The sequence below is a fragment of the Pedobacter sp. KBS0701 genome (assembly GCF_005938645.2).
GTDB lineage: Bacteria > Bacteroidota > Bacteroidia > Sphingobacteriales > Sphingobacteriaceae > Pedobacter.
The window spans coordinates 1,641,848-1,658,873 of the sequence record NZ_CP042171.1; the positions used below are offsets into that span (position 1 = coordinate 1,641,848).

At 38.1% G+C, this 17,026-nt stretch carries 8 protein-coding genes; all 8 read left to right on the top strand.

Annotated elements, in window-relative coordinates; genetic code table 11:
- Positions 1-817 precede the first annotated feature (817 nt).
- The 8 genes from FFJ24_RS06430 to FFJ24_RS06465 all read left to right on the top strand — a co-directional run bounded on the left by FFJ24_RS06430 (position 818) and on the right by FFJ24_RS06465 (position 17,026).
- Positions 818-1,720: an AraC family transcriptional regulator gene (locus FFJ24_RS06430; RefSeq protein WP_138823626.1), complete on the top strand. Its 903-nt coding sequence runs from the start codon at positions 818-820 to the stop codon at positions 1,718-1,720.
- An 84-nt stretch (positions 1,721-1,804) separates the two neighbouring features.
- Positions 1,805-3,583: a DUF885 family protein gene (locus tag FFJ24_RS06435; protein WP_138823628.1), complete on the top strand. Its 1,779-nt coding sequence runs from the start codon at positions 1,805-1,807 to the stop codon at positions 3,581-3,583.
- A 42-nt stretch (positions 3,584-3,625) separates the two neighbouring features.
- Entirely contained in the window at positions 3,626-5,074 is a 1,449-nt protein-coding gene (locus FFJ24_RS06440; RefSeq protein WP_138823630.1) for an APC family permease, read from the top strand.
- A 77-nt stretch (positions 5,075-5,151) separates the two neighbouring features.
- Complete coding sequence (locus tag FFJ24_RS06445; RefSeq protein WP_138823632.1) at positions 5,152-7,446, top strand: S9 family peptidase; 2,295 nt, start codon at positions 5,152-5,154, stop codon at positions 7,444-7,446.
- Between the two features lie 237 nt (positions 7,447-7,683).
- Complete coding sequence (locus FFJ24_RS06450) at positions 7,684-8,172, top strand: DUF6265 family protein (protein WP_138823634.1); 489 nt, start codon at positions 7,684-7,686, stop codon at positions 8,170-8,172.
- 33 nt (positions 8,173-8,205) lie between these two features.
- On the top strand, positions 8,206-8,991 hold the full coding sequence (locus FFJ24_RS06455; protein ID WP_138823636.1) for an NIPSNAP family protein: 786 nt from the start codon (positions 8,206-8,208) through the stop codon (positions 8,989-8,991).
- A 501-nt stretch (positions 8,992-9,492) separates the two neighbouring features.
- Positions 9,493-13,614 (top strand): two-component regulator propeller domain-containing protein, encoded by a 4,122-nt coding sequence (locus FFJ24_RS06460; protein ID WP_138823639.1) that lies wholly within the window; start codon positions 9,493-9,495, stop codon positions 13,612-13,614.
- 229 nt (positions 13,615-13,843) lie between these two features.
- A complete protein-coding gene (locus FFJ24_RS06465; RefSeq protein WP_210419476.1) occupies positions 13,844-17,026 on the top strand; it encodes a TonB-dependent receptor in 3,183 nt (1,060 codons plus the stop codon).

Consider the following 17,026-nt stretch of genomic DNA (forward strand, 5'->3'; position numbering starts at 1 on the left):
GGAGAGATCTTTTAAATTTGTTCAATAATTTGGCACAAAGATCTCTCCATTTCGCTGCGCTACAGTCGAGATGACGACTTTTCTATCGGAGTCTTTCAATGATAACTTAGTCTAAAAATAGCGTAGGCAATGTTTTAAAAACCTGATTGCTCTGCTACTTCTGGTTCTCAAATCAATGATTAGCTTACATTATTTCATTTGTTTTTATCCACTTTTCAGCAATTAGATTTCCTAAAAAAATAAGCACAACCAAAATTAATAGATCAACAATAAAGTATTTAAGAGAAAAGCCAAAATTCGATGTGTAACCCTGTTATTCGGGATTTGTAATCCCGTCTAAAGGGCTTTCAATCCTTTACTGGTGGATTTAAAATATATAATACCATAGGTTATACCGATTCCAATCGAGTTTGTTAATCTATAGGATTCTTTGTGTTCAAAACAAGCTTTAAATCGTATTAACTATTTTGTTTCGTCTTCATGCAAAATGATAATAAAACACTAATAATTAATTATCCTATTATTTAACGTCATTAAATGATCAATTCTAGAGCAATTTCCCCAAAAAAAAGCCGGAATAGACTACTAAGTCAAAAACAGCAAACATTACTTGTTTAAATTAATCGTTTTAAATCTTGCATTACAGTGGGTTAACTAAATTTCTAGTAATTTTCCAGCTACCGGATTCATCATTAAATCCGTCATATATTATCAAATTATAGCAGGATTTTAACCTTATTTAAGTTTTATTGGTTTATTTGAGTTAATATTCATACATTCAATTTGTAATCAACAACCAAACCTAACTAACTGAATCATGAAAGTATTACCATTTACCATGCTTGTTCCCGATGACAAGAGTGTGATATCGGAACATATTGAATCGCCTTTTTTTTACCAATATCTGCACCGTCACGATGAATGGCAGATCACGTATATCGAAAAAGGAGAGGGGACATTAATTGCAGGCAATGATATGCATGCTTTCCGATCGGGTGATATTTTTGTAATCGGGGCAAAACTTCCACACCTATTTAAAAGTAACCCCGAATATTTCTCTGCTGATAGCAATAAAACCATCAAAGCATGTTCCATTTACTTTAATCCGAACGGTATTTTAGCGGCTTTGTTTAATCTTCCTGAAATGAAGATGGCAAGTGGTTTTTTAGCTAAAAACAAACATGGTTTCAAAGTTCCGGCTGCTGCTACCAAAAACATGATCACCAAAATGTTAAATGTTCATGAGGCATCAGGAGTTGATGTATTGTTTAACTTTTTGAAACTGGTTAACAGTTTTCAGGATTTAAATGAAGATGTAGAATCCTTATGCTCAGATATGTATTCTTCTAACGTAACTGAAAATGAAGGTATACGTTTGAGTAAAATCATTAACTTCATTACCGAAAATTACAATAATCAGATTTCATTAGAAGATGTAGCCAATGCTGCATTTATGACGCCACAGGCATTTTGCAGGTATTTTAAGAAACATACCGGGCATACTTTTGTGTCATTTCTAAATGAAGTGAGAATTAATGATGCCTGTAAAAGTCTTATATCAGGAGAAAAAGCCGATTGTATCTCAGGTGTGGCTTATAAGGCTGGCTTTAACAGCATTACCAATTTTAACAGGGTGTTTAAAAGTATTATTGGTCAATCGCCAAGGGCATATATCGATACTTATAATAATGTAAGCAGGGTGAGCTATATAGGGGCTTAAGCAAAAAGATATTTTTTATATTAAATAAGCGAACCATTTTTTCAAATGGAGGCAAACGCTATTTGCCTGTTTTAACCAAACCAAATGCAAAACAAATTAAACTTTTTCGCCATTTTTTTAATCGCTAGTCTGTTATCTGGCACTTTTGTACTGGCTCAAACACCAAATCAAAGCTTGTACGAACAAACCAGTGAAATGGGTACGCTGATTGTAGGTTACCAAAGAGATGTTGATGCCATTAATGATTTCTACTATCCTTATTCCGCAGGGGGTACTTATTCTTATCCGATGACTACTTTTAAAAGTCCGGAGCAAAGAAAACGTCTGCAGGATATCAATAACGATTACTTAAACAAGTTAAAATCTGCCAAATTTGAAGGCTTTAGTATTTATGGCAAGGTAGATTATATCCTTCTTAAAAAACAGATCGAATCTTCTGCATGGCTCTTAGGTAAAGAGGAGGCAGACTATAACATCCTATCAAAGTATTTTACCTTTGCCGATGCCATTTATGCACTCGAAAAATTAAGAAGAAGGGGTACTTATAAAGAAGGCGCTTTGCTGGCTGCAGAGATGGATGAAATTTCGAAGCAGGTTGATGCCCTGAGTCTAAATTTTAAGAAAGGAATATTAACGCCCGATCAGCTTAAAATGGCAGCAGCGATAACCTCAGGTTTAAAACACCGTTTAAAAGGCTTTTACCAGTTTTATATGGATTATGAGCCGGGTTTTACCTGGTGGGTACCTAAACCCTACGAAAAATTAGACCTGGCCTTAACCAGTTACGCTAAACTTTTTAATGATAATGGTGGTGCTGCTCTTTCCCTAAAATCAAATAAAACAGAAATTAAAGGAAATCCTATCGGAAGGGAAGAACTGATCAGACAGCTAAATGCAGAGCTTATTCCTTACACACCGGAAGAACTGATCAAGCTTGCGGAAAAAGAATTTAAGTTTTGCGATGAAGAACTTTTAAAAGCGTCAGCCGCTATGGGCTTCGGAAATGACTGGAAAAAAGCTCAGGAGAAAATCAAGAACAGTTATGTGCCCTTGGGTAAACAGCCAGAGTTGATTGTAAAACTACAGGATGATGCCTTAAGTTTTATAAAGGCCAACGATCTGATCACTATCCCGGCACTTGCAGAAGAAACCTGGGGTATGGTCATGATGTCGGCCGAACGCCAGTTGGTAAATCCATTTTTTACCGGTGGGCGCGAAATCAGTATTTCTTATCCGACAAATTCGATGGAGGAAGACGATAAGTTAATGAGTATGCGTGGAAATAATCCTTATTTTTCAAGAGGAACGGTTCAGCACGAACTCTTACCAGGCCATCATTACCAGTATTTTATGAATAACCGTTATAAAAGCTATCGCGATCCTTTTAAAACACCTTTCAGCGTAGAAGGCTGGCCCTTATATTGGGAGCTTTTGCTTTACGATAAAGGTTTTGCCAAAACGCCTGAAGAAAAAATGGGGATGCTTTTCTGGCGGATGCACCGTTGCGCGAGGATTCTTTTTTCGCTGAACTTTCACCTGGGTAAATGGACACCTCAGCAATGCGTCGATTTCCTGGTAGATCGTGTAGGGCATGAACGTGCCAATGCAGAAGGCGAAGTACGCAGATCTTTCAAAGGCGATTATAGTCCTTTATACCAGGTCGCGTACCTTACCGGTGGTCTTCAGCTTTTTGCACTGAAAAAAGAATTGGTTGATAGCGGCAAAATGAGCTTTAAGGATTTTCATGATGCAGTAATTAAAGAAAATTTAATTCCTGTAGAAATGATCAGGGCTACTTTAACCAATCAGCCCTTAACACGAGATTTCAAAACTTCATGGCATTTTTACGATCAGCTTAAATAAATAAACTTCAACCAACCTTAAAACAACCAAGCAACCGAACAGATGATTGAAAAAGAAACCACACAATTTAAACCCTCACTTAAACTGATGGATGCAACCATGCTTGTAGCCGGAAGTATGATCGGCTCGGGTATTTTTATTGTAAGTGCCGATATTACCCGAAATGTAGGCAGCTCTGGCTGGCTGTTAGTGGTTTGGCTGATTACAGGCTTCATGACGCTTACTGCAGCATTAAGTTATGGCGAATTAAGTGCCATGTTTCCTAAAGCAGGAGGACAATATATTTATTTAAAGGAAGCATACAATCCGCTGATTAGTTTTTTATATGGCTGGAGTTTTTTTACGGTAATCCAAACCGCAACCATTGCCGCAGTAGGTGTCGCATTTGCCAAGTTTACCGCTTATCTCATACCTGCATTAAGTGAAGATTTAGTTGCCATTGATTTAGGTTTTTTTACCATCTCACCCGCACAACTCCTGGCCATTGGGGTAATTGTTTTACTAACCTATATCAACAACAGAGGGGTAAATGGCGGTAAAATAATCCAGACAACCTTTACCGTGGCCAAATTGTTAAGCTTGTTTGGCCTGATTGTTTTTGGACTTTTCTTTTTAGATAAAGGAATCTGGAAAACAAACTGGGAAAATATGTGGGTTTTGGGACCTTTATCTGCCGATGGCAGTATTGGTTCTTATACTACTTTGGCTGCTTTCGGAGCCATTGCTGCCGCGATGGTGGGTTCGATATTCAGTAGCGATTCCTGGCACAATGTTACCTTTATTGCCGGCGAAATTAAAAATCCTGCGCGCAATGTTGGTTTGAGTTTAGCCTTAGGAACCATCATCGTAACTGTACTCTACATCCTTACCAATGTGATGTATACCGGTGTACTTTCATTACATGATATTGCCTACGCTGATAAAGACCGGGTGGCGGTTTCTGCTGCCAACCATATTTTTGGTACTGCTGGTACCATCATTATCGCATTAATGATTATGGTTTCGACTTTCGGTTGTAATAACGGTTTAATTATGGCTGGTGCCCGGGTGTATTACTCAATGGCCAAAGATGGGTTATTCTTTAAAAAAGTTGGTACACTCAACAAAAATGCGGTTCCCGGATTTGGACTCTGGATCCAGTGTGTTTTTGCCTGTTTATGGTGCATTAGCGGAAAATATGGCGATCTGTTGGATATGATCTCGTTTGTGGTGGTGATGTTTTACATGCTCACTATTTTCGGGATTTTTATCCTTCGTAAAAAACGGCCTGATGCCGAAAGACCTTACAAAGCCTTTGGTTACCCTGTCCTGCCAATCATCTATATGATAATGGGACTGGCCTTTTGCATATTACTGATTATTTTTAAACCCAAATTTACCTGGCCTGGATTAATTATCACATTAATAGGTATCCCGGTTTATTACCTGATTAAAGGAAATATAGCCCGCCAGGATTTGAAATCAAAAGATCCGGTTGATGTGAATGGTTAAAATACTAATGTTATTCATCAAAATCTAAAGAAAACCTGCAAAGCTGCAATACTATATTTACCCACAAAAAATCTGTAATGAGCATTTACGCAACCGTTAAAAAATCAATAGTTTTTATCTTACTAAGTTTTGTTTCCGCTCAATTGCTGGCACAGCAAGCCAGGTTGCAGCCATACACCCCAAATCCTGCTGAAGTGGCGGATGCCTATCAATTATCCTTGAAAATGGATACTACCTTACGTAATATTCCAACTAACAATGATATCATTCCCTTCTGGAAAAAAGACGGGACAGCATTTTGGTATAAAAAGAATCTTCCTGATAAAACATGGGAATATTATTATGTAGATGCCGCAACAGGTAAACGCCAGGCCGCATTTGATCATCATAAACTTGCGCAGAATATCGAAAAGGTTACCGGTAAAAAACAGAATCCACTAAAAATTCAGCTTGCTGAGTTATATTTCGCCGATCAGGGCAATACGGCAAAACTAAAAATACAAAATAACTGGTATCAGTTAAACCTGAATGATTATAGCTTAACCAATACCAATGATACCAATATTTATCGTTACAATGCCAAAAGACCTTTACAGCAAAGGAGATCGCGCTGGCAAGGAAACCGCGAATCCAAAAAATCGCCGGATGGCAAAAGTGAAATCCTGATCCGCGGCGGCAACCTGTTTGTCATTGATCTGGCAACCAAGGCTGAAACCCAGCTGAGTACCGATGGTAATGCCGATAAACCTTACGGCGAATTTGCCTGGTCGCCTGATGGAAAAAATATTGTGGCTTACAAAATCGATCCCAAAGAAATTAAAAAAGTATATTATGTATTAAGTTCTGTTTCGGGCACTACCCGTGGCGAATTAAAATCGAGAGAATATGCACAGCCTGGTGATGATTTTACGGCTTATCAGCCCTATGTTTTTAATATAGCGACAAAAACGACAATTAAAGTAGATGCCGACCCGATCGATTTCTTTGGTGCACCGGAACTGCACTGGCGCGGCAATAACAGCAGGTATTATACTTATGAGAAAGTAGACAGGGGGCATCAGCGTTTCAGGGTAATTGAAGTGGACGTTTTAACAGGGAAAACCAAAAATATTATCGACGAGAAAACCAAAACCTTCATTTATGAAAGTCGCATTTATACCAGATACTTACCTAAAACAAATGAAATATTGTGGACGAGTGAGCAAGATGGCTGGCAACACCTTTATCTGGTAAATGCCTTAACCGGAAAGCAGCAGTTAATTACAAAAGGAAATTATGTAGTTCGGGATATTGACAGTGTAGATATCGTAAAACGCCAGGTGTGGTTCAGGGCAAATGGAATGCATGCTGACGAAGATCCTTATTTTATCCATTATTATCGGATCGGTTTTGATGGAAAAGGCCTGGTAAACCTCACACCAGAAAAAGGTAATCATAACCTCAGCTTTTCTCCCGATCGGAAATATTATATCGATACCTATTCTCAGGTAAATGTACCACCGGTTAGCGAATTAAGGTTAACGGCAAGCACTAAAAAATTAAACGAAATAGAACATGGAAAAACAGATGCTTATTTAGCTACAGGTGTTAAATTGCCTGAAGTATTTGTAGCTAAAGGAAGAGATGGCAAAACGGATATCTGGGGCATTGTTTGCCTCCCTTCAAAAATGGATCCGGGTAAAACTTATCCTGTAATCGAAAATATTTATGCAGGTCCGCATGATAGCTTTGTGCCTAAAAATTTCCTGCCGGCCAGCGAAATGCAGAGTATTGCCGAACTGGGTTTTATTGTGGTACAGATTGATGGAATGGGCACGGCCAACCGGTCTAAAGCCTTTCATGATGTGTGTTGGAAAAATATAGCCGATTCCGGATTTCCTGACAGGATATTGTGGATGAAAGCTATGGCGGTTAAATATCCAAACGCTGATATTTCTCGCGTAGGGATTTATGGCACCTCGGCAGGTGGGCAAAGTTCAACAGGTGCACTGTTATCTCATCCTGAGTTTTATAAGGCTGCAGTTTCTGCCTGTGGTTGTCATGATAACCGCATTGATAAACAGTGGTGGAACGAACAATGGATGGGCTATCCGGTAGGGCCGCATTATGGAGAACAATCTAACATTACCAATGCAGGTAAATTACAGGGCAATCTATTTCTAATTGTGGGCGAAGCAGATGAAAATGTACCGCCGGAATCGACCTACCGACTTGCCGATGCATTGATCAAAGCAAATAAAAATTTCGATATTTTAAGCATTCCGGGTATGGGGCATAGTGATGGGGGAGTTTACGGACGCAGACGTAAACGCGATTTCTTTGTGAAACATTTACTAAATGCCGAAGCTCCAAATCCGAATATTTCAAAGTAGGGGTTCATTGGTAGAAGTTAGAATTTTTTCAAATACATCGGAGGGTTGATGGCAGATATACATGGGACGTCATTTTCGCTGCGCTACAGTCGAAATGACGGCGACTTTTTAATTCTACCATTGGTAACTACAAGCAGAACTGGTAATTGTAAATTGCAAACTGGCAACTGAAAATTGGTCGCTGATTCATTCTATAATTAGACAGAATTAGTTATTTTAGCTGTAATAAATTACGCTATGAAAAATAACTTTTTGATTTTTGCCTTCTTATTCTTTTCTATTCCGGTTTTTGCACAAATAAAAAAGGCTTCGGTAAAAGATTTGGCATTTATGTCCGGAACCTGGGTGCAGAAAAGTGAATGGGGCGATTTGGAGGAATTTTGGAGCCGGCCAAATGGCGAAAGTATGATGAGCAGCTTTAGGTGTGTTAAAGATGGGAAAGCTTTATTTTACGAATTCGTTGTGATTGAACTTGAAGAGGGTTTGCCTGTGATGAAGATGCGGCATTTTAACCGCGGAAGCATTGCCTGGGAAGAAAAAGAAAAACCACTACTTTTTCCGCTGGTATCCTTAAAGGGAAAACTTGCTGTTTTTGAAATGAAGGATAAGTCGGTGAGATTAAGCTATCAATTGATTACTGAAAATAAATTAAGCGTTGTGCTGGAAGAAAAGGATAAAAACGGTCAGCCTAAAAAAGATATATTCAGTTTTACCCGAAAACTTTAAGTATTTTTCCATTCAAAATATTGACCTCCTGATATGTTGCCAAAAATTAAAATATCCTGTCTGTTTTTACTTGTGTTATTATCCAGCGCATTTGCTGCTCATGCATCGATAGATTTCTATCAGATCAAAATTTACCACTTAAAAACCGATGCTCAGGAAAAAACGGTGGATGATTATTTGCAAAAAGCATATCTGCCTGCATTACATCGAAGTGGAATAGCCAAAATTGGTGTATTTAAACCCATTGTAAGTGATCAGACTGGCGCTAACGAGAAACTGATTTATGTATTCATTCCATTAAAATCATTTAATGGAATTTTGGAACTGGATAAAAAGCTGGCAAAAGATAAACAATATGCTGTTGATGCTAAAGCTTACCTGGATGCGGTTTACACGGAGGCACCTTTCGAGCGTTTAGAATCAATTGTATTAAAAGCTTTTGAAGACGCACCTCACTTTATGCTACCTAATCTAAAATCGCCGATGAATGAACGGGTGTACGAATTAAGAAGCTATGAGGCACCTACTGAGAAATATTTTCAGAATAAAGTTCAAATGTTTAATAAAGGTGACGAAATCGGTTTATTCAAAAGATTAAATTTTAATGCCGTATTTTATGGAGAAGTAATCGCCGGAAGTCGTATGCCTAACCTCATGTATTTAACCACTTTCGAAAATAAAACAGATAGAGATGCGCACTGGAAAGCATTCTCAGCAGATGAATATTGGAAGAAACTTTCAGCAATGCCAGAGTATCAACACAACGTTTCTAAAAACGATACTAAATTTGTTTACCCAACAGACTATTCAGATTTTTAAGAAAGGCAAAAGCTGAAAGACTAAAGCAAAAAGGTAAACTAAATTCCGTGCAACTCTGTGCTTCCGTGGCAAAAAAACTAACCAGAAAGATCCTGAAATAAGTTACCATTGACAGACTCCAATAGAATGGTCGTCATCTCAACCGGAGCAGCGCGAAGTGGAGAGATCTATCAAAACAGATTTAGCCTCGCTGAGCACTCCGTGGTTCTCGACTCCTCTCGACGGTAACCCGGGGAGATTTTTACGCGTAGATTAATTGCTGTCAATCATGTTGATCTTTATACCATAAATTACCCCCTCAGAACGACGATCGCATGATCTGAGCAATGAAAATCTTAATGCCCTTAATTGCTTAATGTTAGAAAAGGCGAAAGCTGAAAGACTTTTCAGATAAACAGAACTGCGGATTGACCGGTTTTTGTGTAACAATAATTTAGCAAATTGTATCTTTACCTCCGCTAAAAGATTTTTTTTTAGCTATTCTGTCGGTTTGCCCTTCTAATGATGAGATTTATAAAAGCATTTGGTTTTATTATGCAATTCTGGCTGTTTTTTAACAGCGTTAATGCGCAGGTACAAAATTCTATTCCAGAACATTATGTGCTTAAAACCTATGGCATTAATGATGGTCTCCCATCTAAAAATACTACCGTTGCTTTAAAAGATAAAAGAGGTTTTGTATGGATAGGTACAGAAAATGGGCTCTGTAAGTTTGATGGTTATTCTTTTAAAGTTTATGTAAATATTGCCGGCGATAGCACCTCTTTAACCAACAATTATATCAATGCTATGGTAGAAGATAGCAATGGTTATTTTTGGGTGGGTACCATGAATGGCTTAAACAGGTTTGACCCGGTTACCGAAAAATTTGAACGTTTTTACCATAAAGAAAACGATAAGGCTTCGCTAAGCAATAACAAAGTATGGTCTTTACTGATCGATAAAACCAACAAATTGTGGATTGGTACCGATGATGGATTTAACCTTTATAACAAAAATTCAAAAACTTTTAAGGTTTATCAACCCGATGCAAAAAATCAGTATGCTATAAAAGGAAAATCTGTTAATGCTATTGCAGAAGATGCCGCTGGCAATTTATGGTTGGGCAACTGGAGTAACGGACTGAATAAATTCGATCAAAAAACAAAGCGGTTTACCAATTACATGCAAAAGGAAATCGCGAATCAAAAAAATCCGAACGATATCTGGACGCTCTGCCTTGATCATGATGGCATGATATGGATTGGATGTTATTGGAAAGGCGAGCTTTTCCGCTTTGATCCTAAAAGTGAAAAGTTTACAACCTATCCAGGTGTGGGAACAGGTAATTCTTCCGTATTTAATGTTTTAAGTCTAGGAGCCGGAAAATTACTGGTAGGTGGCAGCGCCGGAATATTCTGGGTAAATACAAAATTAAATAAATGGGAAAAAATAGATAAGCTCGAATTTTTTGCCAACGGCGGTTTATATCGTGATAAAAGCGGAATGATATGGCTCTGTGGTAAAAACGGCCTGACTAAAATTGATTTTAACCAATATAAATTTAATTTTATTTCACTTCCTTTCGGACAGGCAGAAATCAGGTCGATAATTAGTGATCGTGGCAGTTTTTGGCTGGGTACCAACAAGGGCCTTTATAAATACAATCCAGATAACCGCTCCGTTACCAGGCTTTCGCACACCAGTAACTTAAACAGTTTATCCAGTAATGATATTATTAACCTGTCTGTTGATTTAAAAGGTCAGTTATGGGTAATGAGCGAGAACGGATTTGACCTGTATAACGAAAAGGAGAATAAGTTTGTACATCACCACCATCGTTCTGCATTGGGAAATTTTTTTAACGAGGATGTTTTCAGAGACCTGATAGAGGTAAATGATGGCGAATATTATTTAGCTACAGATGCAGGCTTAAAAATCTATAACGATAAAATTAAAGCCTATACGCATTACTATAATGATCCTAAAAATTTGGGCTCTCTGAGTAATAACCATTTATACTGCCTTTTAAAAGATGCGCAGGGAAATATCTGGATAGGGACATACGGGAGTGGCCTGAGCCGTTTTAATCCTAAAACAAAAAGGTTCAGCAATTACATGATCGATAATTCAAAAACGGGCGGCATTAGCAATAACATCGTAATTAGCCTTTATCTGGATTCGCACCAGAATGTTTGGATCTGTACCCGCGATGGATTGAATAAATATGTAGCTAAAACAAATACTTTCGAGATATATTCAAAACAAAACGGTTTTGCGAGCAATGTTTTTACCGATCTGGTAGAAGATAATAATGGCAAGCTGTGGGTAACTACCGAGCAAGGTGTATCACTTTTCGATCCTGTAAACAAAACGGTTAAAAATTACGATGAGAAAGATGGTGTTTATGCCAATGCTGCCATCTGTAAAAATGCGAAAGGAGAAATTTACCTGGCAGGAAGTAAAGGCATCGTTTATTTTAATCCACAACAACTTAAATACAATAAAGAAGCGCCTGCAGTTTACTTTTCTGATTTTTCAGTTTTTAACAAACTGATTCTCCCTGGCAAAGATTCTCCTTTAAAATTACCCGTTTATATGACAAAAAGTGTCACACTGCCTTACGATCAGAGTGTACTTTCTTTTGGCTTTGTGGCCTTAAACTATACACTTTCAGAGAAAAACCAGTATGCTTATTTTCTGGAAGGCTTTGATAAAAAATGGAATTATACTGGCAGCGAACATAAGATTACCTACACCAACTTAAACCCTGGTAAATATATCTTGAGAGTAAGGGCATCAAACAACGATGGCGTTTGGAATAGGAAAGGAAATTCAATCCAGATCATCATTACGCCACCCTGGTACCGTACCTGGTGGGCTTTTTGTTTTTATGGACTGGCTTTCTTTGGCATTGTGTATGCCTATCTTAAATATCGTGAGCACCAATCTAACTTAAAATTTCAGATTAAACTGGCCCATGTAGAAAGTGAAAAAGAAAAGGAGCTGAGTGAAAAGAAACTATCCTTTTTTACCAACGTATCGCATGAGTTCCGTACACCGCTTACCTTAATTATCAATCCGGTTAAGGAGCTTTTGTATAAGAATGATAATAATGTGGATACTACTGATTTAAATATTGTGTACAGGAACGCTAAACGGCTTTTAAGTTTGGTAGACCAGCTGTTGTTGTTTAGGAAAGCAGATACTTACGGCGAAAAGTTAAAAGTGGCACCGATAAATCTGGTGAATTTGTGCAAAGAGGTATTTCTTTGTTTTATACACCAGGCCCGGTCAAAAAATGTAATACTCGAATTTAGCTGCACCGAAGAGGTGATTGCTTTTTACGCCGATCGGGAAAAAATTGAAATTGTGTTCTTTAATCTCCTTTCTAATGCGATAAAATTTACGCCGGAAGGTGGTAAGGTTAGAATGATTGTAGATAACAGCAAGGAAAATGTAATCATAAGTATTGAAGATTCAGGCTGCGGTATCACAGATGTGGCAGGAGAAAAATTATACGAGAAATTTTATCAGGATCCCGGAAACAAATCAGCTAAAGGTGGTTTTGGAATTGGTTTATACCTCGCTAAAAATTTTATTGAAATGCACGGAGGCACTATAAACTATACCAGTATAGAAAATAAGGGTACTACCTTTAATATCGCTTTGTTAAGAGGAGTGAGTCATTTTAAAGATGCCATCATATTACAGGAAGAATTAGTAGATACCGACTCTTCATTATTTAAAGAATTGATAGAAGATGAGATCAGCGCCAACAAAGTTGTAGAAGCTGCTGAAGGACCAATAGTGGATAACCAGCTGGCCATCGAACTAAAAAGCATGCTGATTATTGATGATAATCTTGAAATAAGAGAATACCTTAAACAGGTTTTTAGAATGGATTATCACCTTTACGAAGCCAGTACCGGAGAAAAAGGCTATGAGATGACGAAAGCGCTATTACCCGATATTGTGATCTGCGATGTAATGATGGATGGCATAACGGGTATAGAACTATGCAGTAAAATAAAAGAAGATGTTTCCATCTCTCACATTCCAATTATTTTACTTACTGCCATTTCTGCTCCGGAGGTTAAGCTTAAAGGAATTGAAGGTGGCGCCGACGACTATATCAGTAAACCTTTTGATAAGGACTTTTTAAAAGCAAGGGTAGCCAGTATATTAAAGAGTAAAAATGCCCTGCAAAAGTATTTTTATAATGAAATTACGCTCAACTCAAACAATACCAAAATCTCTGCAGAATACAAAGAATTTTTAGATAACTGCATCCGCATTGTAGAAGAACACCTTACCGATCCTGATTTTAATATCGATACCCTGTCAACCGCCCTGGGTATGTCGAGATCTAATTTATACCGTAAAATAAAATCCATTTCAGGTCAGTCTGCCAATGGCTTTATCCGTTTCATCAGGTTGAGGAAAGCGGCCGAAATTTTTATCAATACCGATAAAACCATTCAGGAAACCTCTTACATGGTAGCCATTACCGATCCTAAATATTTTAGAGAGCAGTTTTATAAACTGTTTAACATGAATCCATCACAGTATATTAAAAAATTCAGGAAGCCGTTTTCCAATCATATCCAATTAAATTCGACTGGCAAAAAAGGTAAATCATAAATTGTATTTATTTGCCCGTTTTTCTGCAATATGTCTTAAAACCTTATTTAGGGCATAATCCGGTCTGTTTGCCCCTCTAATTTGGATTGTTTGCACCCTATAGGAGTTGTTTGTTGGCGCTAATTTAGCCTTTCATAAAGCAGTGCTATAATCGCGATTCCGATAGAGGGTTCTGTTGGGTAGGTTATAAAATTGATCTGCTAACCAAATATTAAACTTGCAAACAAATATGAGAAGAAAAGTTCTGAAAGGATTTTTGCCAAAATTCTTTACAATTAAAACACTGGCATTTCTATTTATCGTATCCATCAGTTTACCGGCAATGGCATCTTTAGTTTCCGTTAAAACAGGGATAAAAAGACAGCTTAGAGAAATTGTGGTAACGGGTACAGTAACAACCGAAACCGGAGCTACATTTCCGGGGGTAGCGGTTAAAATTAAGGGAACCGAAAAAGCGGTTCAAACCGATGCAAAAGGTAAATTTAGTATCAGCGTGGCAGCCACTACAGACGTACTTGTTTTTTCTTATGTAGGCTACACCAGTCAGGAGCAAACAGTTGGCGATAGAACGACCATTAATGTTCAGCTTGGTTCTGATACCAAAACACTAAACGAACTGGTAGTGGTTGGTTATGGAACACAAAAGAAAGCAACGCTTACAGGATCAATATCGCAGGTAAAGGGAGCCGACCTGGTAAAGAGTCCGCAACCAAACCTGTCAAACTCTTTAGCGGGCCGGTTTTCGGGAGTTATCGTAAATAACCGCAGTGGCGAACCTGGCGTTGATGGTTCTACCATTACAGTAAGGGGGCTTGCTACTACCGGGAGCAATAATGTATTAATTGTTGTAGATGGAATTCCCGGGCAAATTGGCGGACTTGAACGCTTAGATCCCAACGACATCGAAAGTGTATCGGTATTAAAAGATGCTTCTGCAGCTATTTACGGTAACAGAGCAGCCAATGGCGTAATTTTAGTGACTACGAAAAAAGGAAAAACGGGTAAACCAACTATCAATTATAGTTTTAACCAGGGCTTTAGCTCGCCAACAAGGTTGCCTAAAATGGCCGATGCTGCAACTTATGCACAGATTATGAACGAAATTAGTTTCGATTCCAATCCTGCAGGCGGTCTTAATCAATCTTACACCGCAGATCAGATCGAAAAATTCCGTAATGGTTCCGATCCGTTATTATACCCTAACACCGATTGGCTGGATCAAACTTTAGAAAAAACAGCTTTACAGAGCCAGCATAGCCTTTCTATTAATGGTGGTAGTGAAGATGTGAAATATTACATGTCCTTAGGAACTGTTTCTCAGGATGGGTTGTACAAAAATGGAGCAACTAAATACAATCAATACAATTTCCGTACGAATATAGATGCCAATGTTTCTAAGTACCTTAAAGTGGGCTTATCAGTATCAGGCAGACAAGAGAATCGAGTGTTTCCGCAAGTTGGGGCAGGCGATATATTTAGATCCATTTATAGGGCAAAACCAATTGCAGCGGCATATTACCCAAATGGTTTGCCAACAACGGGTATAGAAAACGCAAACCCTGCGGTGCAGGTTACCGATATCGGTGGCACCAATAAAAATCCTACACAGGTTTTAAACGGAATCTTAAGGGCTACATTTATTATACCAGGGGTAGAGGGACTTTCTGTAGATGGCTTTTTCTCGGCAGATAAATCAAATGTTTTTAGTAAAAGTTTTAACAAACCTTACCTGTTGTATCAATACGATACAGGTTCACAAATCTACAAAAGTGTAATCGTTGGTGGTAACAATCAAAAAGCAACTTTAACCGAAAGCCATAAAAACGAATCGCTGCTTACTTCAAATATTAAATTGAACTATGCCCGTAAGTTTAACCTGCATGATATTAATGCTTTTGTGGGTTACGAACAAAGTGAAAATCATTTAGAATATTTCGATGCGCAACGCTTTAATTATTTATCTACATCACTGCCTGAGCTTTCGCAAGGCGGCACAGCCGCTACCGATTTTCTGAACTCGGGCTATAGTTCTAATTATAACCGCCGGAGTATAATCAGCCGTTTAGCTTATACTTATGATGACAAGTATCTTTTTGAAGGCCAGTTGCGTGTTGATGGATCATCCATTTTTCCAAAAGGGAAACAGTATGGTGTTTTTCCGTCCGCTTCTGCAGGTTGGGTGATCTCAAAAGAAAAATGGTTTAACGAAAGCGTTAAGTTTATTGATAACTTAAAAATCCGTGCATCGTATGGTGCGCTGGGTAACGATAATGTAAATGGTTTCCAGTATTTTGATAATTATGTATTGGTGGGCAATGGCTTCGTAGCTCAAAGCCCTGGTGCAACAACATCAACCATACAACCTGGCGTGAACCTGGTTAAATTGGCAAACCCAAACATTACCTGGGAAGTAGCAAAAAAACTCGATATCGGAATTAACGCTACAGTATTTAAAAACTTTAGCATCGAAGCCATTTATTTTCAGCAAAAACGCTCCGATATTTTAACCACCAGAAATGCTTCAGTACCAGGTTCTTCAGGTATCGTAAATCCATACGATGATAAGAGTGTGAACTATACGCCATTAGTACCTTCAGAAAATATTGGGAAAGTAAACAGTAATGGCTTTGAGGCTACTTTAGGCTATAACCATAATGGCGAGAATCTGAAATGGAATATTTCTGGAAATATAACCTATGCCAAAAGTGAAGTAATTTTTATTGATGAAGCCAGTGGTACTTTAGATTATCAACGCAAAACGGGCAGACCATTAAATGTTGATCTCCTTTACAATAGTATTGGCATATTTAGAACGCAACAAGAGTTAGATGCTTACCCCCATGTAAGTGGTGCTAAAGTAGGCGATTTGAAGTATTTGGATTATAATAACGATGGCAAAATTACTGCCGATGATCAAACCAGAACGCCATATAGCAATACCCCTCAAATTACTTATGGTTTAAATTTCGGAGCTTCTTATAAAAATTTCGATTTATCATTTGTTTTATCAGGCCAGGGACAGGTAAGTCAATACGTTTTGCCTGAAGCAGGAAGCATTGGTAACTTTTACAGCAGCTGGGCCGATAACAGGTTTAGTGCCGCAAATCCGAATGGAACTTATCCAAGGGTAACCGATCGTGCTTCGAATGCCATCAGTGGCGGACAGTTTACCAATACGTTTTGGTTAAATGATGCCTCTTTTTTAAGACTTAAAAACGTAGAGCTTGCCTACAATGTTAAAGCAGCATTTCTTCAAAAAATAAATGTATCTGGCTTAAGGTTTTATGCGAGTGCATTTAACCTGTTAACATTCTCAAAAGTTAAAGATTACGATCCTGAAGGAAACAATGGTAGTGGCCAGTTCTATCCACAGCAACGCATTATTAATTTAGGCGCTAATATTAAATTCTAA